This is a genomic window from Mycobacterium sp. URHB0021 (genome assembly GCF_054057895.1).
Genome location: NZ_JBSRZT010000002.1, coordinates 2,564,765 through 2,584,656, shown reverse-complemented (window position 1 = coordinate 2,584,656; position 19,892 = coordinate 2,564,765). Strand labels below are relative to the sequence as shown.

Here is a 19,892-nt window from a genome sequence, read left to right as displayed (position 1 = left end):
GGATGACAAACATGATGATGTGGTCGGTTTTGGCATGACCTCGGTCACCCTGGCGCTCGGCGGCATGAGCTGTGCCTCGTGCGCAGCCCGGATCGAGAACACGCTGAACCGGATCGACGGGGTTTCCGCGAGCGTCAACTTTGCCACTGAGCAAGCCGAAGTCGACTTTCCGCATGACGTGAGGCCGGAGGACCTGGTGAGCGCCGTGGAGGCGACCGGATATAGCGCGACGTTCGCCACAGTAGCCGGGGACGCTGCGCCGCAGGTGGCCGACGACTCCGCATCCCTGCGGGTGCGCCTCGCGTTGTCCGCGGCTCTCACCGTGCCTGTGTTGGCGCTTTCGATGGTGCCCGCGCTGCGGTTCGACAACTGGCAGGACGTGGTGCTCGCGCTCGCGACACCGGTGGTGGTCTGGGGTGCCTGGCCGTTCCACGTTGCGGCGTGGAAGAACCTGCGGCATCGCGCCACCACGATGGACACCTTGATCTCGCTGGGCGTGTCTGCGGCCTACGCCTGGTCGTTGTGGGCCTTGCTGTCCACACGGCCCGAGGCACCCGAGCCACATCTGTACTTCGAGGTGGCCGCGGTGGTCACGACATTCATCCTGGCCGGCCGATTCTTCGAGGCGCGGGCCAAGCGACGGTCGGGCGCGGCGCTGCGCGCGCTGCTCGACCTGGGGGCCAAGGACGTCGCGGTGGTACGGAACTTGGTCGAAACGCGGGTTCCCGTGGGCGAACTCACGGTCGGTGATGTGTTCGTGGTGCGCCCCGGTGAGAAGATCGCCACCGATGGCGTGGTCACGGTCGGGACGTCGGCCGTCGATGCGTCGATGGTGACCGGCGAGTCGGTGCCAACCGAAGTCGGTCCCGGTGACGCCGTGGTCGGAGCGACCGTCAATGTCGGCGGCCGGATTCAGGTGCAGGCGACCAGGGTGGGGGCCGACACCCAGCTCGCCCAGATGGGTCGGCTGGTCAGCCAGGCGCAGAACGGCAAGGCCGCGGTGCAGCGGCTCGCGGATCGGGCGTCGGCGGTGTTCGTCCCGATCGTCGTCGGCCTGTCGTTTCTCACGCTCGCGGCCTGGCTGCTGGTCGGCGGATCGGCCGGCGCGGCGGTCTCAGCAGCGGTCGCAGTGCTGATCGTGGCGTGCCCGTGCGCATTGGGACTGGCCACACCGACCGCACTGTTGGTCGGAACCGGCCGCGGTGCCCAGCTCGGCATTCTGATCAGGGGTCCGGAGGTGCTCGAGTCCACCCGGCATATCGACACGATCGTCCTGGACAAGACCGGCACCATCACCTCCGGTGCGATGACGTTGATCGATGTGATCGCCGTGGACGGCGAGCAGCCCGACGAGGTGCTGCGGCTGGCCGGAGCGCTCGAGGACTCTTCGGAGCATCCGATCGCCAAGGCCATCGCAACCGCCGCCCGGGACAAGCTCGGCGACCTTCCGGCGGTCGCGGAGTTCAGCAACGCACAGGGACTCGGCGTGCATGGGCGCCTCGAGGGTCGCGACGTGATCGTCGGCCGGCCACGCTTCCTCGCGGAGCGGTCGATGCGGTGGTCCGACGAACTCTCGGCAGGCGTGAAACACGCAGAGTCCGAAGGGATGACGGTCGTCGCGGCCGGCTGGGACGGCAAGGTGCGCGGGCTGCTGGTGGTGGCCGATACGGTGAAGCCCACGTCGGCGGAAGCGGTTTCCGGGCTGCGCGCCCTGGGGCTCACGCCGATCATGCTGACCGGCGACAACGACGCTGCTGCGCGGACGATCGCCGCCCAGGTCGGCATCGACGACGTGATCGCCGAGGTGCTTCCACAGGACAAGGTCGCGACCATCAAACGGCTGCAGGCCGACGGCAAGGTGATCGCAATGGTCGGCGACGGTGTCAATGACGCGGCCGCACTCGCGCAGGCGGACCTCGGTCTCGCGATGGGCAGTGGCACCGATGTGGCGATCGAAGCCAGCGATCTGACCTTGATGCGCAATGATCTGCGCGCGGTTGCCGGCGCAATCCGCCTCTCGCGCAAGACGTTGTCCATCATCAAGGGCAACCTCTTCTGGGCGTTCGCCTACAACGTCGCGGCGCTCCCGTTGGCCGCGCTCGGCCTTCTGAATCCGATGATCGCCGGCGCTGCAATGGCTTTCAGCTCGGTATTCGTCGTGAGCAACAGCCTGCGGTTGCGCCGGTTCAATCCGTCTCGCGAGCCGAAGAGTCCGCTTGTTCGGCGGCCGCGGCGCGGCGCGCGCGGAAGACCTTCACCTCAGACTTGATGCCCTTGAGGTGGCGCCTGCCCGCAAACGACCAGGTGAACCGTCTGTCATCCCCGATCGCCTCACGGGCCGATTCGGCCACCAATATCGAGCCGGGACGAGCCGCTCCGGTGACCCGGCTGGCCAGGTTGACCGGACTCCCGAACCAATCACCGCCCCGGCTCACCGCCATTCCGGTGGCCACACCGACCCGCAGTGTCGGATAGTCCTCGTCGTCGTCGGTGGCGTCGACCAGGTCCAGCACCGCGTCCAGCAGCGCGATGGGATCCGGGCTGACCAGCATCACCTCGTCGCCGATCGTCTTGATGAACCGCACGGGCTGCACGGCTACCTCACGAGCCAGATCGGCGAGCCGGTGGGCCAGGCCCTCGAGTTCTTCGGGCGGCACCACCTCGCCCAACCGAGTGAAGCCGACCAGGTCGGCGAACGCGATCGTCACCAGCCGCGCCCCGGGTATGCGCTGGCCCTCGGCACGCTCGCTGGCGCTGACGGCCTCATGCTCCATCAGATGCCGTAGCTGAAACAACAGCAACTCGTGGATCATCGGCCCGAGTATCGGAGCGACCTCTGTCAGCAGTGCCTCGGACGCCTGTGCGATCTCCAGTTCGGTGGCGCCGGGAGTCAGCACCGTGGCCAGCCCGGTGTACCTCATGACCTCGGCCGCTCGGGACAAACCCTCGCCCAGCATGTGGGTGATCTGCACGATGTCGTCCGGCGTGATGCCGAGATCGATGAACTTCTGCGCGAACGCCGCGGCTTCGGCGTCGGCACGCAGATGCACCGCGGCGTCGGGGTCGTCGACCCTCGGCAAGCCCATCGCGCGTTGCAACCGCTGCAGCAGTTCCAGATCGATCCCGGTCGTCTCGCTGGTCTCCCGCGCCGAGACGTAGACGCCGTCATCGCCCAGGATCCGGCGCGGGGCCAACAGCATCGGAGCGAACGCACCGCGGATGTGTTCGACGGTGATGCCGCGGTCGAGCAGCCACGGGATCAGTTCGGCGCGTTCGGTTCGGGCCTTCCCTTCGAGGCCGTCGAGCAGTCCGGACGCCTCGACGTCGAAGTCTGTCTCTTTCGGCACCGGCTCAACGTATACCGCGGCCGAATGCGATATTCAGAGCCGTGACGTCACCCTTGCTGCGCGGACTGCCGCAGATAATCGGCAACCGCCCCCACACGCTGATCCTCGGCAATATGCCGAGCGTGATGTCGCTGGCCGCGCAGCAGTACTACAGCAATCCGCGCAATGCGTTCTGGCGGATCATCGGTGAGATCCTCGGGTTCGACCCGAGCGCCGCCTACGACGTCAGAACAGCCGGCCTGCTCGAGCACGGCGTGGCCGTCTGGGACGTGTTGCGCGCATGCCGACGCGTCGGAAGCCTGGATTCCGCGGTCGAGCCGGGCAGCATGGTCGCCAATGATTTCGAGCAGCTGTTCGGCGAACATCGGCATATCACACGGGTCTTCTTCAACGGATCGGCCGCCGAGGCGAACTTCTCCCGGCTGGTACGCATCGACCACCCGCTCCGTTTCCAGCGCCTGCCGTCGACCAGCCCGGCCAACACTGTGCGATATGCGGACAAGCTGGACGCCTGGCGAGAAGCCATAACTGCACGTCAATAACGATCCCGGCATGGTTGGCACCCCTATCCTCAGTGCAGCAGCAGTGGCGAACACCCGGGGGTCCGTCGGATGACGACAGCAGTGACATGCCGGGAGTGCGGTACCGCGCCGCGAGCGGGGGTGCGGGTGCCGTGAGAGCCTGCGCCGCTTTGCGGCACGGAGCTGTGCGAGAACGCCAGATTCTGCGATGAGTGCGGATCGCCGGTCGGATGGCGCACGCTCGCCGAGCACAAGCAGGTGACCGTCCTGTTCCCCGATGTCGTTCGGTCGTTGGAGATGGCTTCCGCCTTCGACCCGGCACGGCTCCGCGAGAATCATGGCCGAGCTTGGTGTACATCAAGAATCTCGACGCCCCCGTCGTGGCGCGGCAGCTGCTGTCGATCGGCGGTCATCAGCCCCGCCGGAGGGACGAATCGAAACTCGTCGGCCGCACCTGGGAACTGAACACACCTATCGCGACCACTACCGCCAGCGACTCCGTCAGCGTGCGTGAACTACGAAATTTTCGCGGCGTGTCGGCCGCAGACACGCACTCTCGCGGGAAAGGGGTCAGGAAAGTGGGGGGCGGCGGTGGGCCCAGGGACGCGCCTTCTCGATCTGGCCGGCCAGCGCCAGCAACGTCGCCTCGTCCCACGGCCTGCCCACCAGCTGGATCGACGTCGGAATGCCGTCGCCGTCGAGCCCCCACGGCACCGCGGCCGCCGGCTGACCCGTCACGTTGAACACCCCCTGGAACGGTACGCGCGGTGCGACGAGCATCAGCGTCGAGATGGCGCCCCGCCGTTGATATGCGCCAACCCGCGAGGGTCCGCTCGCCGTCGTGGGCGTGATCACCACGTCGACGTCGTCGAAGATCGATTGAACGCGTTCGGCGACTTGGCTTTCCGTGGCGCGGATCGCGTTCATCCGCTTCGCCGAGATCAAGCCGCCGATCCGGGCGAAGCCGCGCGTGCGCGCCTCCAGCCGCTCCGGGTGCGGCAGCGACCGCACGTCGTCGTACACGCCGCGGAAGAAGCGCGGGAGCGCCTGGCCGTAGGCGGCCGACGGCGGATAATCCGGGTCGCGCACGTGCACGTCGTGACCGAGTTCGCGCAGCAGTGCGCCGGCCTCGTCGAGGGCCGCCCGCTGTGCCTTGCCGACGCGGGCGGTGAGCGGCGGTGGCACCTTGTGCTCAACGCGATCCGCAGCCGACCCGGCTCACGGCCCGCCGCGCCGACGAATCCGCCGTCGGGCGCCGGCTGCGTCGTCGTCACGTCGAGGAAGAGCGCCGCATCCTCGACGGTGCGCGCCAGCGGGCCGTTGACGCTCAGGCCGTTCCACGCATCGTCGTGCGGCGCCAGCGGCACCCGGTCCCGCTGGGGCTTGAGCCCGAAGAGCCCGCACCACGCCGATGGGATACGAATCGAGCCCATGCCGTCGGAACCCAGTGCCATCGAGGCGAGACCGGCTGCCACTGCGGCCCCGCTGCCGCCGCTGCTGCCGCCGGGCGCGTAGTCGGTGTTCCACGGATTGCGCGTGGCACCGTAGGCAAGCGTCTCCGTGAAGGACCAGATCATCATCTCCGGCACGGTCGTCTTGCCCACGATCACCGCACCGGCCGCCCGGAGCCGGCGGATGACCTCGGCATCCTCCGTACACGCCGGTCCGTGTGCCGCGCTGCCACAGGTGGTCACCTCGCCGGCGACGTCGACGTCGTCCTTGACCGCAATCGGCACGCCGAGCAAGGGCAGTCGCTCCCCCGCATCCAGCCGGGCCTGCGCGGCGACCGCCTCATCCCTCGCCCGAGCTGCGAGGACGACCCGATAGCAGCGCAGCGCAGGATCCAGCCGGGCGATGCGGTCCAGATAGACGTCGAGCAGCACCGGCGCAGTTGTCGTGCCGTCGGCAAGCAGGCGGGCCTGCTGTGCGGCACCCGCGAAGGCCAGATCAGTCGGATCCACGTGCGTTCCTAACTTCCATGGGTGGCGGCGTAATCACCCGGCGTAGTGCCGAGCATGGTGCGAAAGTCGTTGATGAAGTGCGCCTGGTCGTACCAGCCGAGCCGGACGGCGAGATCGGCGAAGTCGACGCCGGGTACCGTCTCGATCTCGAGCGCGGCCTGCTGCAGCCGATACCGGCACAACACCCATTTGACCGGCACACCAACGTAACGGCGGAACACCCGCTGGGTGGTGCGTGCGCTCCACGGCGAATGGGCCATCACCTGCTCAACCCTGTGCAGCCGATCGTCGTCCCGGATCCGGTCGACGAGCGCGGTCAGGGAGACGAACGTCGGGTCGGGATCACCCGGAAACGCCCCGATCAAGTCGTCGAGCCGGGCGGCGGCCGCATCCTTGTCGTCATCGAGATGAACGGGCCCGCTGAACAATTCGTCGTCGACCGGCTGCACCCGCCCCGTCATCTGCGCCGCGTCGCGAGCGAAGCGCGCGGTGAAGCCGCCGGGCCGGAACCGTGCACCGACGACACAGCCCCGCTCGCTGATCGTGGTATGGAACACCCGCTCCACCACGCCGTGCACCAACGTGTTCGGCAGGGAAAAACCGTGTCGTGGACCGTCTTCGCCCCATTCGTGGGTGAGGTGCATCGACGGGAAGGTGATCACACTGCTGTCGAAGGGGCCGTCTTCGCGCAGATCCCAGCTCACGGACCAGAAGTGCTCGACGAACCTGGCCGTCGCCGTCGATGGTGCCCACCGATCCAGATCGAACACGCCCGAACTACCCGCGCGGCCCACGACGCCGCGGGTGGGCGCCGGTCCTGTCGCGTTTTTCCAAGCGCCCATGGAGTAAGGCTACGAAACTGGCGAACATGAGCGTCAAACCAATCCCGGAGGGCTACACCAGCCTGACCCCGTTCCTGTGCATCGACGGCGCCGCCGCCGCGATCGACTTCTACACCTCGGTGTTCGGCGCCCAGCTCGTCGACCGGATGGACGGCCCCAACGGCACGGTGGCGCACGCCGAACTGGACTTCGGCAATGGACGCCTCCAGCTGGGCGACCCCGCCGAGGCCTACCAGATTGCCGCGCCCGACCCCGATCAGCCGGCGACCCATTCGGTCGCGCTGTACTGCGACGACACCGATGCCGTTGTCGCGAAGGCGGAAAAGGCCGGCGCCACCATTCGTGAACCGGCGCAGACGTTCTTCACCGGCGACCGTTTCGCCTCGATCGTGGACCCCTTCGGCCAACGCTGGACGGTGATGACCCGCGTCGAGGATGTCTCGCCGGAAGAGCGCGACCGCCGGATGGCCGACTGGGCGAAAGCGAACGCGTAGCGGCTACCGTGGCGGGATGTCCTGCATGTTCTGCGCGATCGTCGCCGGGGCGGCCCCGGCCATCACCATCAGCGAGGACGCCGACTACCTGGCCATCCTCGACATCCGTCCGTTCACCCGGGGCCACACCCTGGTCATCCCCAAGCGCCATACCGTCGACCTGACCGACACGTCACCGGAGACCGTCGCCGGCATGGTGACCCTCGGCCAGCGGATCGCCCGGGCGGCGCGTCAGTCGGGGCTGCACGCCGACGGCAACAACATCGCGATCAACGACGGCAAGGCCGCATTCCAGAGCGTGTTCCACATTCACCTGCACGTGGTGCCGCGGCAGGACGGCGACAAGCTGTCGTTCGCCAAGGGCATGCTGCTGCGACGCGATCCGGACCGCGAGACATCCGGCCGAATGCTGCGTGAGGCTCTGGCGCAACTCGACACCGCTGCGCAAGACTGACGTCATGGACATCACCCGATGGCTCGAGCAAAACGTCGGCGCCCCGCTGCTGATGATGCATGACAGGATCTACAAGAGCACCGGCGGCCGGATCGGCCATACGATCCCTGGCGGTCCGTCGAACCTGATCCTGCACACCACCGGCGCGAAAACCGGCCAGAAGCGGGCCAACACGCTCAGCTATGCCAGGGACGGCGACGACTATCTCGTCGTCGCGTCGAAGGGCGGCGATCCCAAGGCGCCGGGCTGGTACCACAATCTCAAGGCCGATCCGAAGGTCGAGATCAACGTGGGCCCAAAGCGATTCGCCGTGACGGCCACGCTGGTGCCGCCGGACGATCCGGACTACCCGCGGCTGTGGAAGATCGTCAACAACATGAGGGGCAACAAAGATCGCTACATCGGCTACCAGAAAAGGACGTCGCGGCCGATTCCGGTGGTCAGGCTGACGCCGTAGGCCACAGTTTCGCCTTGATCTCGCGCGATAAAACGTCGGGGTCGGTCTTGAGATCAACGAGGATCCGAACGGCGCCACCGTCACCCTCGCTCAGCAGACCAAGGAACAAATGCTCTGGCCCGATGCGGGCATGACCGAGCGCCAGCGCCTCCTCCAGAGCCGACTTGAGCGAATTTTTCGCCTGGTCGCTGAAGGGAAGATGACCACTCGGTTCTTCATCGCCGACGCCGAACGTCTGCTTGATGCGGTCGACCAAGGCCTGGAATTCGATCCCGTGAGCCTCGAAGACCGCCGTGGTGACCGGCTCCGGCTGGAGCATCACACCCAGCAACAGGTGCTCCGTTCCAACGGAGGTCTGTTTGAGCGCTTTGGCCTGCCACTGACTTTGCACGATCACCTGCTTCGCGGTGTCGTTGAAGCGCTCGAACATCGACTAAGCGTGGCACATCGGTGGCCTTAGAACAGCTCCTTGGCCAGCAGTTCCAGGGTCGAATCGCGCGCTGACGCGGTGGCCGGATCGGCGCCACGGCGGGCAGAGGCGACGGGGTTGATCATCACCTCGTCGACGCCGAACTGCTGCGCCAGTGCGCGCACCTGCTCGGCGGCCTCAGCAGGGGTGCCGACGACGGCGCGACGCAGGCCGGATTCGATGACGGCCTCCGCCTGAGGGCTCATCACGGTCTGCTCGGCATCCTCGACCAGGTCGAGCGCTCCGAGAAGTTGGCCGGTCCGCAGCCGGCCCATCATCTGCAGATTCGGCAGCAGCAAAGCCATTGCCTCGTCGTGGGTTTCGGCCACCACGGCGTTGACTGTCAGAAATGTCACCGGTTTGTCGGCCCGTTCGCTGGGCCGGAACTCGGACCGGTACACCTCGAGCGCCTCGGCGGTGCCCTGCCCCGAGAAGTGGTGAGCGAAGACATACGGCAGACCCTTGGCGGCCGCCAGATGCGCCGAGTACATCGACGATCCCAGCAGCCACAGCTTCGGCTCGGTGGCCGCGGCCGGGGTGGCCTTGAGGATGTAGTTCTCCCGCATCAGGTCGCGCGGCAAGGGGACCCGCACGCCGTGGGCCCTCATCAACGCCACCACATCGTCGAGGTACTGCGGAAACGCCTCGATGTCGCGGTCGTCGCGGCCCGCGGCCCCGCGCAACGCCAGCGATGTGACGGGATCGGAGCCGGGCGCGCGGCCGATCCCCAGATCGATACGGCCGGGATGGGCGGCCTCGAGAAGAGCGAACTGCTCGGCGACGGCCAGGGGGGCATGGTTGGGCAGCATCACGCCGCCGGAGCCGAGTCGCAGCCGCGACGTCTGCGCGGCAAGGTGCGCGATCAGCACCGGCGGGCTGGTGGCCGCCACGGCGGGCATGTTGTGGTGCTCGGCGATCCAGTAGCGCGTGTAGCCGAGGCGATCGGCCGTCTGCGCGAGGTGTGTGGTCGCCGCCAGGGCATCGGACGTCGACTGGTCTGTCCGTACGGGCACCAGGTCGAGCACGGAAAGCTGCATGGCTACCTCAACACTCCCGGACAACGGGATAGTCCTTCACTGCACACATCCGTCAGTATCGATTTCGGCGGCGGCCTGCATGAAGATGTCGTCGAGCATCTGCGGAGTGAGCCTGCCGGTGAACGTGTTCTGCTGGCTCGGGTGGAAACACCCGATCAGGGTGACCTCGCCCCGACCGGTGCGCAGCTCGGCCGTCGCGCCGTGGCCGAACTTCGGTGCGGGCGATGGCACTGTTCCTCCCCCAGTCCGGATCATCTGCAACGCGGCGCGCCACGCAAACCCACCCAGCGCCACCACGATTCGCACATCGGAGACGGTCAGGCGCCATTCGGCGTCCAGCCAGGGCGCGCACGTCGCCCGCTCTCCAGGCGTCGGCGCGTTCGCGGGCGGTGCGCAGCGCACCGCCGCGGCCACCCGAGTGTCGTTGAGCACCAGACCGTCAGCGGCATCCACCGATATCGATTGGTTGGCCAGTCCCGCGCGATGCAGGGCGGCGAACAGAAAATCGCCCGAGCGGTCCCCGGTGAACACCCGCCCCGTGCGGTTGGCGCCGTGGGCCGCGGGTGCCAGCCCCACCACCATCACCCGCGGCCGCGCCGACCCCCACCCCGGGGCGGGGCGGCCCCAGTACGGCTGATCCGCATACGACTTGCGCTTGACGACGGCCACCTCCTCACGCCACTCGACCAACCGCGGACAGGCCCGGCATACCGACACCTCGGCGTCGAGTTCCCCGATGGACCGCACGGCCTGAGCCATCGCCACCACCTGGGCGGCATTGGTGGCGACGGCGGTGCGCGGCGTGGCCGGATCACCGGGCCAACCACGTCCGGGGGGCACCGGCGAATCGAACGGCACGCCGGTACGCGGATGGGCCGATTTCACCCCACCACTCTGCATGCGCGGCGCAATCGGACGCCCGGCGGCCCCGCCCGCTGTTAGATTCGGCCGCGATACCCCATGACCGATTCCAAGCGCGGCCCGCTGCTGTTGATCCTGTTCGCGGCACTGCTGGCCGGAGCGGGCAACGGCATCTCCATCGTGGCCTTCCCGTGGCTTGTGCTGCAGCGCAACGGCTCTGCGCTCGATGCGTCGATCGTGGCGATGGCCGGGACGCTGCCGCTGCTGGCCGCCACACTGATCGCCGGCGCCGCGGTGGACTTCCTCGGGCGCAGGCGGGTGTCGATGCTCTCCGATGCGCTGTCGGCGTTGTCGGTGGCCGCCGTTCCCGTGCTGGCCCTGATATTCGGCGTGGACATCATCAATGTCGGGGTGCTGGCGGGCTTGGCCGCCCTCGGCGCCTTGTTCGACCCGGCCGGGATGACTGCTCGGGAAACCATGCTGCCCGAGGCGGCCACCCGTGCGGGCTGGACGCTGGATCACGCCAACAGCGTCTACGAGGCGGTTTTCAACCTGGCCTACATCGTCGGTCCGGGCATCGGCGGCCTGCTGATCGCGACGCTGGGCGGCGTCAACACGATGTGGGTGACCGCATCCGCCTTCGCGATGTCCATCGCCGCAATCGCGATCCTCCGCCTGGAGGGTGCGGGCGTGCCCGATCCCGACACACTCCCGCGGGGCGTGTGGGCGGGCATTGTGGAAGGCCTGCGCTTCGTCTGGCACAACAGGGTGCTGCGCACGCTGGCCTTCGTCGACCTCGCGGCCACCGGGCTGTATATGCCGATGGAATCGGTGCTGTTCCCGAAATATTTCACGGATCGCAATGAACCGGCCCACCTCGGCTGGGTGCTGATGGCGTTGAGCGTCGGCGGCCTGGTGGGGGCATTGAGCTACGCGGTGATGTCGAAATACGCGAGCAGGCGGGCCGTGATGCTCACCGCGGTCCTGACGCTCGGCGTGGCGATGACCGTGATCGCGTTCCTGCCGGCCCTGCCCGTGATCCTCGTCCTGTGCGCCGTCGTGGGGTTCGTCTACGGGCCGATCGCACCGATCTACAACTACGTGATGCAGACCCGCGCCCCGCAGCATCTGCGCGGCCGCGTGGTCGGGGTGATGGGCTCGCTGGCCTACGCGGCGGGCCCGCTCGGGCTGGTTTTGGCCGGCCCCCTGGCCGATGCCGCGGGGTTGCATGCGACGTTCCTCGCGTTGTCACTGCCGATGCTGGTGCTCGGCGTCGCCGCGGTATTCCTGCCCGGTCTGCGGGACCTGGACCGTCCGCCAGCCGGCCCGGTCGGCGAAACCGACCCGGCGTCGCGCAGATAGCGCACGCACCTTTCCGCGATTTGACGCGTGTGTGAGTTAGTACCTTCTAGGCTTTTCCGGTGCGGTTGACGTGGCCACTGACCGGTCGTCTCGAGGAGAAGCGAACCATCGAGGCCGCCCTGTCGGCGCCCGATCTGTCGGGAATTCTGGTGTGCGGGGCCGCGGGGGTGGGCAAAAGCCGGATCGCCCGAGAGGCGGTGTCCGCGGCTTCGTCGCGCGGATGCGAATCGCGCTGGGCAGTGGGGACGACGTCGGCTCGCAAGGTCCCGCTGGGGGCGTTCGCCCCGTGGGCCACGTCCACCGGTGGTGACCGGCTGCAACTGGTGCGCGACGTGATCGAATCGGTCACCGCGGCGCCGCCGGGCAGGACGGTCATCCTCGGCGTCGACGATGTGCAGCTGCTGGACGAACTGTCGACGTTCGTCCTGCACCAGATCGTCCAACGCGATGCCGCCAAAGTGGTACTGACCCTGCGCGACGGCGAACAGATTCCCGCCGAGGTCCACGAGATATGGAAGGGCGGCCAGTTCGACCGGCTCGACGTCCAGCCGTTGTCGGTCGACGAGATCGCCGAGCTGTTGTCCGCCGCGCTGGACGGACCCGTTGAACCGGACGTCGTCACCCGGCTGTGGAAACTCACCCGCGGCAACGCCCTGTATCTGCGCAACATCGTCGAGCAGGAGGTCGCCGACCGGCGGATCGAGCAACGGTCCGGGGTGTGGCGATGGATCGGCGACCCGATCATGCCCAACGGCCTGGTCGAAGCCATCGAATCCCGCTTCGGCACCTTGGCCACCCCCGTCCGCGACGTGATCGACGTTCTCGCGATCGGCGAGCCTCTGGAGCTCAGCGTGTTGAGGCGGATCGTCGATCCCGATGCCATCGAGGAAGCCGACGTCCGCGGCCTCATCACCGTCGACGAGGTGGAGACCGGCATTGAAGTTCGTGTGGCACATCCTCTCTACGGTGAGGTACGCAGGCTGCGCGCGCCGGCTACCACACTGCGGCGGCTACGCGGCCTCGTCGCCACCGAACTCGCCGCCGCCGGTGAGGGCGATATCCGGGCCGAGGTGCGGCGTGCGACGCTGCTTCTGGAGTCCGACCTGCGCCCGGACGTGGATCTGCTGCTCAAGGCGGCCAACGGCGCGATCTGGCTCGGCGATCTGCGGCTGGCCGAGCGGCTCGCGGAGACGGCGATCCGGGCCGGCGCCGGAGCGGAGGCGTATTTCATTCGCGCGCATGCCTTGTCGTGGTTGTTCGCCGCACCGGAGGCCGACGAGGTACTGGCCCATATGCCGACCGCCGGTCTGACCGACGACGAACGCGCCCGACTGGCCTACCTGCGCGCCTCAAACGCCTTGTGGGCGCTCGGCGACCCGGCGCGGGCCAAGAAGATCATCGACGAGGCGGCAACCAGTACCCCGCCGGGCGCGCGCACGTGGATCGATGCATTTCTGACGATCTACTCGTTCGCCATGGATCAGCCGGATGCCGCGCTGGAAGCGTCGAGAAGCCTTGTCCTCGAAGATCTGCCGCCGGTCGTTGGCGCCGAGACCTCATGGGCGCTGACCGTCATCACCTCCGACGCCGGCCGGACGTCGGACGCCGAGACCGTCGCCAACACGGGATATGCGGTGGCGTCCCGGGCTTTCGATTCTCCCCACATGAGATTCAACATCGCCGACGCCCATGTCAGTGCGCTGCTGTTGGCCGGCCGGATGGATGACGCGCTCACGGTGGCCGAGAACGTACGGCGTCAGGCCACCGAGATGTTCGGCGCGGCCGAACTGCTCGGCGCCGCGGTCGCCGGGCGGGCAGAGCTGGCTGCGGGCCGCCTCGACACCGCATGCGCGCTACTGCAGCGGACGGCGCCTGCACTGGTCGCGTCGGGCCTCGCCCTCGGTTGGGGATACCGCTACCAGATCCCGCTGGCCACCGCGTTCGCCATGCGTGGCGCGACGGCCGAGGCGGCCGCCGTACTCACGGCGCTCGCCCAGGTGCAACGCACGTACCGAATGTTGGATTACGAGCGCAGCCTGGCCGAGGCATGGGTGGCGGCGAACCAGGGGGCGGTCAGCGAAGCGATCCAATTGATGTTGTCCGCCGCGCAAACATGCGGATCCCGCGGTCAGTTCGCCGCAGAGGTCCTGTGCCTGCAGACCGCCGTTCAGTTCGGTGACCATTCGGGTGCGTCCCGGCTGGCCGAACTCCAATCGATCGTCGAGGGACCGCGCGCCGGCCTGGCGGCCCGCTTCGCCGCCAGTCTGCGCGACCGCGATGGACCTGAACTAGACGCGTTGTCAACGGCTTTCGAGGAGATCGGCGATCTGGTCGCAGCCGTGGACGCCGCCGCACACGCCGCCCTGGTGTACCGACACCGAGAGTTGCCCGGTAAGCGGCTGACATCTTCTGCACACGCGGACGCGCTCGCCAAGCAGTGCGGCGGCATCAACACGCCCGCGCTCTGCCAGGTCGCCGAGCCGATGCCGTTGACGGGGCGCGAGCGAGAAATCGTGATGCTGATCGCCACCGGGATGTCGACCCGCCAGATCGCCGACCGGCTCTGCCTGTCCGTGCGGACGGTCGAAGGCCACGTCTACCGGGCGATGACCAAGACCGGAACGACCACGCGCGAGGAGCTCGTGGCGCTCTTCAAGCATTACAAGCCGGACTCGTAGGCCGCCGCAGCGGCCATGAAGCTCAATCGCAAGACCAAGCAGGCGCTCGACCCGGAGGGCATCCTCAACCCCGGCGCGGCCATCTGGACCGACTCCGGCTCTCGCGGCTGCCTGCACCTCGCCGACCCGTCGTGTGCTGTGAACCTGTAGTCGAGCGACGGAGAACTTTCATGCCCACGTTCACCTTGCCCGACGGCGACATCCTGGGCTGCGAAACGCACGGCGACGGCCGCCGCTACTGGTGACCGGCGCCGCGCTCGCCATGCCGCACTGCCCCCGCCCCGGCTGAGCCGTGCAGTGGCTGAACGCATTCCGGGCGCAGAGTTCGTCGTCGTCGAGGGCGTCGGCTCGAGCCACGGAATGATCTACGAGCGGCTCGACGAAGGGGTCGACCCCGTCCGCGAACACCTGCGCCTGGTGGGACAGCACGTCCCAGCTGGCCGTCCGACCCACGGCTGACGTAACGGTCGGTGGAACGATTCGCCTGCGGCTATTGACACGACCTGGTGGCCTGTCGTACACATAAGACATGACCGCCACTTTGTCTCATGGCACACCGGTCCGCTTTCGGCTTGCTGACGCCGGCACCTGGGCGACACCGTGGCCGATGTACCGGGCGCTGCGCGACCACGACCCCGTGCATCACGTCGTGCCGGACGACCGGCCCGATCACGACTACTTCGTGATGTCCCGGCATGCCGACATCTGGGCGTCGGCACGCGACCACGAGACCTTTTCGTCGGCGCAGGGGCTGACGGTCAACTACGGCGAACTCGAGCTGATCGGGCTGGCCGACAACCCGCCGATGGTCATGACGGATCCGCCGGTGCACACCGAATTCCGCAAGCTGGTGTCGCGCGGCTTCACCCCACGGCAGGTGGAGGCGGTCGAGCCGAAGGTCCGCGAATACGTGATCGAACGCATCGAGCGCATCCGCGCGAACGGCGGCGGCGACATCGTCGCCGAACTGTTCAAGCCGCTGCCGTCGATGGTGGTCGCGCATTACCTCGGCGTGCCGGAAGAGGACCGCAGCCAGTTCGACGGCTGGACCGACGCGATCGTCGCCGCCAACACTTCCGAGGGCGGCGTCGCGGGAGCGTTGGGCACACTGGGCGAGGCGCTCGGCGAGATGATGGCCTACTTCACCGCTTTGATCGAACGCCGCCGCGTCGAGCCCGAGGACGACACCGTCTCGCACCTGGTGGCAGCGGGCGTCGGCGCCGACGGTGACATCGCGGGCGTGCTGTCGATTCTCGCGTTCACCTTCACGATGGTGACCGGCGGCAACGACACCACGACCGGCATGCTCGGCGGGTCGGTCCAGCTGCTGCACCAGCGGCCCGACCAACGCAGACTGCTGGCCGACAATCCCGACCTGATCCCCGATTCCATCGATGAGTTCCTGCGGCTGACGTCGCCCGCACAGATGCTCGGCCGCACGGTGACTCGCGATGTGACGGTCGGCAGCGTCACCATCCCCGAGGGGCGGCGGGTGATGTTCCTCTACGGCTCGGGCAACCGAGACGAGCGGCAGTACGGCGACGACGCAGGCGAACTGGACATCACCCGAAATCCGCGCAACATCCTGACCTTCAGCCACGGCGCGCACCACTGTCTCGGCGCCGCGGCCGCGCGCATGCAGTCGCGTGTCACGCTCACCAAGCTGATGGCACGGATCCCTGACTTCGAAGTGGATGAGTCCGCAATTGTCTGGGCCGGCGGCAGCTACGTCCGTCGTCCCATCTCCGTTCCGTTCACGGTGAAGCGCTGATGGCCGGTGATTGGCTGGCCGCGCGCCGGACCGAGGTGGCCGCCGACCGCATCCTGGACGCGGCGGGCGATCTGTTCGCACGCCAAGAGGCCGCCACCGTGGGCATGCACGAGATCGCCTCGGCCGCAGGGTGTTCGCGTGCGACGCTGTACCGGTACTTCGAGAATCGCGACGCGCTGTACACCGCATACGTGCACCGGGAGAGCTACCGGCTCTACCGCGAGATGACCGAGCAGATCAATTCGGTGGTGGATCCGCGGGAACGCCTCATCGAAGGCATGATGGCCTCGCTGCGCAATGTCCGCGAAAGCCCGGCGCTGGCATCGTGGTTCGCCACCACCCAACGTCCCATCGGCGCCGAGATGGCCGATCAATCCGAGGTGGTCAAGGCGCTGACGGAGGCCTTCGTGATCTCACTGGGGCCAGATGAGCCCGATCTGGTGGCGCACCGGGCCCGCTGGCTCGTGCGGGTGATGACATCACTGTTCCTGATTCCCGGGCCCAGCGAGGACGACGAGCGCGCGATGCTCGAGGAGTTCGTTGTCCCGACGGTGATACCGGCTGCGCGCGAGGTGACCTGACCGGCTTCTCTATCGGCGCGGCATCGAGATAGTGAACTCATCCTCCGCGGTGCCAAGGTGGTCGTGGCTGTCCTGGCCGATCTCGATCGTCACCTGGTCGATCGGTCCGGTGAACTTGTTTTCGTGCGGTCCATAGTTTTGCGTCATAGCCCTTTGCCCGCGGCCGTCAGCCGGTGCGGACGCGGGTGAACCGGTGCAACAGCCAGGCCAGTGGAACCGTCACCAGGACGGTGACGACGAACAGGGTTCCCATCGAGCCCGTATAGATCGGGAAGTGGACGATCTCCACCATCACCAGTTCCATGGTCACCAGATGGATCAGGAAGATCTCGTAGGAGATCTCGCCGAGGAAGACCATCGGCCGGCTGGCGAGAAATCTGGCGTACAGGCCGTGGTCGCCCAGCGCGAGGGGGGCCACCGCCAACGTGGCGATCACCGCGTAGAACGCCGCCTTGAACAGTGCTTCGCGGAGTTCGGCCGGCGACGTGGTCGGCGCGCCCGCGATCGGGGTGGACACGATGAAGTAGCAGGCCACCGCGAGCGGCACGCACACCAGCGCGTATGCCCGTACGCCCATCGGCTGCAGCACCGCCAGCATCATTCCGCCGATGAACCACCCGAGATACGTCGGCAGCCACAGCCGGGAGCCGTCGGGCAGAAAGTCGGTGGTGTGCACCAGGATCAGCCAGGCCGGCGTGATCAACGCCAAGCCCGACAGACCGGCCAGCAGCAGCACAGGTCGCCAGCGCCGCCGGCACAGCGCGCCCAGCAACACGTAGGACAGCAACGGCAGCGCGACATAGAACGCGACCTCCACCGCCAGGCTCCACATCTGCGTGAGTCCTTGGTGCAGATACGAATACAGGTAGTTGTCGGTGTAGATCTGCGAGAGCGTGAGGTTGCGGAACAACCCCGTCCACGTGTGACCGGGGTTCGGGCCCGCGGTGCGGAAGTGGTACACGGCATAGGCCACCAGCACGGTGACGACATAGGCCGGCATGATGCGCCGCACGCGATGCCAGGCGTAGCGGCGCACCGACGGCGGCGCGTTTCCCGACGCAGTGGCCTTCACCCAAGGGCCGAACAGCAGGAATCCGGACAGCACGAAGAAGATCGGCACCCCGATCTCCATGCGCGAGTAGATCAGCCCGACGTAGCCATGGGTGTATTTGCCTGTGGTGTAGGCGGCATGGGTGGCAACGACGAGCAACGCTGCAACCGCGCGGATGCCGGTGAGCGATGCGACCCGCTCGACTTTGGCGACCGACTCGAGGCCGCCCTGTGCGTCGACGTTCTTCGACAGGGTCATTTGGATTTGTGGCTGGGTTTCCCGCCTTTGCGTGGCGGGCGATCCGGTTGCAGATTGATCAGCATGCCCTGAATACGGGTGCGCTCCAAGGCTTTCACGGTCTCGCGGGACAGCTCGGCCGGCAGCTCCACAAGAGAGTGGTCGGGCCGGATGGAGATGTGCCCGAAATCGCTGCGGTTCAGACCGCCTTCGTTGGCGATGGCGCCGACGATAGCGCCTGGACTCACCTTGTGCCGCTTACCCACCGCGATGCGATACGTCGCGAAGCCCTGCCCCGCTCTGCGCGACTGCTTGGGTCCACCGTCGGAGCGCTCAGGTCGATCATCGCGGCGGCGCTTCTCCGGCGGCGGTTCGGACATCAGGAACTGTTCGCCGTCACGCGCCTGCGCCGCCAGTGCGGCGGCGATGTCCACCATCGGGACGTCGTTCTCGCGCTCGTAGTCCTCGATCATCCGCCGGAACAGCTCGAAGCCCGGAGCCCCGAGTGCATCGGTGATGGAGTCCCGGAACTTGGCTACGCGCTGCGCGTTGACGTGATCGACGGTGGGCAGTTCGGCTTCGGTGAGTTGTTGGCGCGTTGCCCTTTCGATGGACTTGAGCATGTGCCGCTCCCGCGGCGAGACGAACAGGAGGGCCTGTCCGGACCGGCCTGCGCGACCGGTTCGCCCGATCCGGTGCACGTAGGACTCGGTGTCGTGCGGAATGTCGTAATTCAGAACGTGCGAGATGCGCTCGACATCCAGCCCGCGAGCGGCCACATCGGTGGCCACCAGGATGTCTATTCCCCCCGGGCCGACCTCCTTCAGGGCCGCGATGGTGCGCTCGCGCTGCGCCTGCGGGATGTCGCCGTTGATCGCCGCCGCGGCGAGGCCACGCGCGCGCAGCTTCTCGGCGACCTCCTCGGTGGCCTGCTTGGTGCGGACGAAGACGATCATCGCGTCGAACGGCTCGACCTCGAGGAGACGGGTGAGCGCGTCCATCTTGCGTGGACCGGAGACCTGGATGTAGCGCTGCGTAATATTCTCTGCGGTGGCGGTTTTCGACTTGACCGACACCTCGACCGCGTCGTGCAGATATTTCTTGGTGATCTTGCGGATGGCCGGCGGCATGGTGGCAGAGAACAACGCCACCTGCTTGTACTCGGGAGTGTCGGACAGGATGCGTTCGACGTCTTCGGCGAAGCCCATCTGGAGCATCTCGTCGGCCTCGTCGAGCACCAGATAGTCCAGGTGGGTGAGGTCGAGGGTGCCTTTCTCCAGGTGGTCGATGACCCGACCTGGTGTACCGACGACCACCTGGGCGCCGCGCCGCAGACCCGCCAGTTGCGGGCCATAGGACGAGCCGCCATAGATCGGCAACACCTTGATCTGCGGCAGGTGGGCGCCGTAGCGGCTGAACGCCTCGGCGACCTGCAGCGCCAGCTCGCGGGTCGGGGCCAGCACCAGGGCCTGTGTCGCCTTGTTGGCGGGGTCGATCTTGGACAGGATCGGGATCGCGAAGGCGGCGGTCTTACCGGTGCCGGTCTGGGCCAGACCGACGACGTCGGAGCCGTTCAGCATCGCCGGGATGGTGGCGGCCTGGATGGCGGACGGCGACTCATATCCGACATCGGAGACCGCCTGCAGCACCGAAGGGTGAATCTGCAGGTCGGCGAAGGTCAGCTCGGCGCCGGCCGGATCAGGTTCCAGGGAGGTCATCGGGGTCAAAGTCTAGTGGCTCGAAGCCGGATCACCCGCCGCGCGCCTGAT

19 protein-coding genes and 1 pseudogene are annotated in these 19,892 nt (G+C 67.5%); 11 read left to right on the top strand and 9 right to left on the bottom strand.

What is annotated here, in order from left to right; translation table 11 throughout:
• Positions 1-34 precede the first annotated feature (34 nt).
• Positions 35-2,269: a heavy metal translocating P-type ATPase gene (locus ACVWWN_RS14975; protein ID WP_457144607.1), complete on the top strand. Its 2,235-nt coding sequence runs from the start codon at positions 35-37 to the stop codon at positions 2,267-2,269.
• On the opposite strand, the gene ACVWWN_RS14970 is transcribed toward ACVWWN_RS14975, so the two are convergent.
• Positions 2,187-3,347, bottom strand: coding sequence for an adenylate cyclase regulatory domain-containing protein (locus tag ACVWWN_RS14970; protein ID WP_457144606.1), 1,161 nt, complete (start codon positions 3,345-3,347; stop codon positions 2,187-2,189). The two genes, ACVWWN_RS14975 and ACVWWN_RS14970, sit on opposite strands and share 83 nt — an antisense overlap.
• Positions 3,348-3,388: 41 nt before the next feature.
• On the opposite strand from ACVWWN_RS14970, the gene ACVWWN_RS14965 reads away from it, so the two are divergent.
• Positions 3,389-3,889, top strand: a complete 501-nt coding sequence (locus ACVWWN_RS14965) for a DNA-deoxyinosine glycosylase (RefSeq protein ID WP_457144605.1) — start codon at positions 3,389-3,391, stop codon at positions 3,887-3,889.
• 549 nt (positions 3,890-4,438) lie between these two features.
• On the opposite strand, the pseudogene ACVWWN_RS14960 reads toward ACVWWN_RS14965, so the two are convergent.
• Positions 4,439-5,829, bottom strand: a pseudogene (locus tag ACVWWN_RS14960) (amidase).
• Positions 5,830-5,837: 8 nt separating this feature from the next.
• Positions 5,838-6,671, bottom strand: coding sequence for a DUF6597 domain-containing transcriptional factor (locus tag ACVWWN_RS14955; protein ID WP_457144604.1), 834 nt, complete (start codon positions 6,669-6,671; stop codon positions 5,838-5,840).
• Between the two features lie 26 nt (positions 6,672-6,697).
• Between ACVWWN_RS14955 and ACVWWN_RS14950 the strand changes: the two genes are divergently transcribed.
• Genes ACVWWN_RS14950 through ACVWWN_RS14940 form a run of 3 tightly spaced genes read left to right on the top strand, consistent with a single transcriptional unit; the run spans position 6,698 to position 8,076 of the window.
• Entirely contained in the window at positions 6,698-7,165 is a 468-nt protein-coding gene (locus ACVWWN_RS14950; protein ID WP_457144603.1) for a VOC family protein, read from the top strand.
• Between the two features lie 16 nt (positions 7,166-7,181).
• Positions 7,182-7,619: an HIT family protein gene (locus ACVWWN_RS14945; RefSeq protein ID WP_457144602.1), complete on the top strand. Its 438-nt coding sequence runs from the start codon at positions 7,182-7,184 to the stop codon at positions 7,617-7,619.
• Between the two features lie 4 nt (positions 7,620-7,623).
• On the top strand, positions 7,624-8,076 hold the full coding sequence (locus ACVWWN_RS14940) for a nitroreductase family deazaflavin-dependent oxidoreductase (protein ID WP_457144601.1): 453 nt from the start codon (positions 7,624-7,626) through the stop codon (positions 8,074-8,076).
• On the opposite strand, the gene ACVWWN_RS14935 is transcribed toward ACVWWN_RS14940, so the two are convergent.
• Genes ACVWWN_RS14935 through ACVWWN_RS14925 form a run of 3 tightly spaced genes read right to left on the bottom strand, consistent with a single transcriptional unit; the run spans position 8,060 to position 10,482 of the window.
• Positions 8,060-8,506 carry a Clp protease N-terminal domain-containing protein gene (locus ACVWWN_RS14935; RefSeq protein WP_457144600.1) on the bottom strand — a complete coding sequence of 149 codons (447 nt, stop codon included), beginning with the start codon at positions 8,504-8,506 and terminating at the stop codon, positions 8,060-8,062. The genes ACVWWN_RS14940 and ACVWWN_RS14935 overlap by 17 nt on opposite strands.
• A gap of 26 nt (positions 8,507-8,532) precedes the next feature.
• Positions 8,533-9,582: an LLM class flavin-dependent oxidoreductase gene (locus ACVWWN_RS14930; protein ID WP_457144599.1), complete on the bottom strand. Its 1,050-nt coding sequence runs from the start codon at positions 9,580-9,582 to the stop codon at positions 8,533-8,535.
• A gap of 36 nt (positions 9,583-9,618) precedes the next feature.
• Positions 9,619-10,482, bottom strand: a complete 864-nt coding sequence (locus ACVWWN_RS14925; RefSeq protein WP_457144598.1) for a uracil-DNA glycosylase — start codon at positions 10,480-10,482, stop codon at positions 9,619-9,621.
• Positions 10,483-10,542: 60 nt separating this feature from the next.
• On the opposite strand from ACVWWN_RS14925, the gene ACVWWN_RS14920 reads away from it, so the two are divergent.
• The 6 genes from ACVWWN_RS14920 to ACVWWN_RS14895 all read left to right on the top strand — a co-directional run bounded on the left by ACVWWN_RS14920 (position 10,543) and on the right by ACVWWN_RS14895 (position 16,835).
• Positions 10,543-11,805, top strand: coding sequence for an MFS transporter (locus ACVWWN_RS14920; RefSeq protein ID WP_457144597.1), 1,263 nt, complete (start codon positions 10,543-10,545; stop codon positions 11,803-11,805).
• A gap of 59 nt (positions 11,806-11,864) precedes the next feature.
• On the top strand, positions 11,865-14,483 hold the full coding sequence (locus ACVWWN_RS14915; protein ID WP_457144596.1) for a LuxR C-terminal-related transcriptional regulator: 2,619 nt from the start codon (positions 11,865-11,867) through the stop codon (positions 14,481-14,483).
• A 15-nt stretch (positions 14,484-14,498) separates the two neighbouring features.
• Positions 14,499-14,633 carry a hypothetical protein gene (locus ACVWWN_RS14910; protein WP_457144595.1) on the top strand — a complete coding sequence of 45 codons (135 nt, stop codon included), beginning with the start codon at positions 14,499-14,501 and terminating at the stop codon, positions 14,631-14,633.
• Between the two features lie 147 nt (positions 14,634-14,780).
• On the top strand, positions 14,781-14,942 hold the full coding sequence (locus tag ACVWWN_RS14905; RefSeq protein ID WP_457144594.1) for a hypothetical protein: 162 nt from the start codon (positions 14,781-14,783) through the stop codon (positions 14,940-14,942).
• Between the two features lie 70 nt (positions 14,943-15,012).
• A complete protein-coding gene (locus tag ACVWWN_RS14900) occupies positions 15,013-16,254 on the top strand; it encodes a cytochrome P450 (protein WP_457144593.1) in 1,242 nt (413 codons plus the stop codon).
• Positions 16,254-16,835, top strand: a complete 582-nt coding sequence (locus ACVWWN_RS14895) for a TetR/AcrR family transcriptional regulator (RefSeq protein ID WP_457144592.1) — start codon at positions 16,254-16,256, stop codon at positions 16,833-16,835. The genes ACVWWN_RS14900 and ACVWWN_RS14895 overlap by 1 nt, the downstream gene beginning before the upstream one ends.
• A gap of 9 nt (positions 16,836-16,844) precedes the next feature.
• On the opposite strand, the gene ACVWWN_RS14890 is transcribed toward ACVWWN_RS14895, so the two are convergent.
• Genes ACVWWN_RS14890 through ACVWWN_RS14880 form a run of 3 tightly spaced genes read right to left on the bottom strand, consistent with a single transcriptional unit; the run spans position 16,845 to position 19,841 of the window.
• Positions 16,845-16,982: a hypothetical protein gene (locus tag ACVWWN_RS14890; protein WP_457144591.1), complete on the bottom strand. Its 138-nt coding sequence runs from the start codon at positions 16,980-16,982 to the stop codon at positions 16,845-16,847.
• 19 nt (positions 16,983-17,001) lie between these two features.
• Positions 17,002-18,144, bottom strand: a complete 1,143-nt coding sequence (locus tag ACVWWN_RS14885) for an acyltransferase family protein (RefSeq protein ID WP_457144590.1) — start codon at positions 18,142-18,144, stop codon at positions 17,002-17,004.
• The gene (locus tag ACVWWN_RS14880; RefSeq protein ID WP_457144589.1) at positions 18,141-19,841 is read right to left on the bottom strand and encodes a DEAD/DEAH box helicase; all 1,701 of its coding nucleotides are present in this window, start codon (positions 19,839-19,841) and stop codon (positions 18,141-18,143) included. Before ACVWWN_RS14880 ends, ACVWWN_RS14885 begins: the two co-directional genes overlap by 4 nt.
• Positions 19,842-19,892 lie beyond the last annotated feature (51 nt).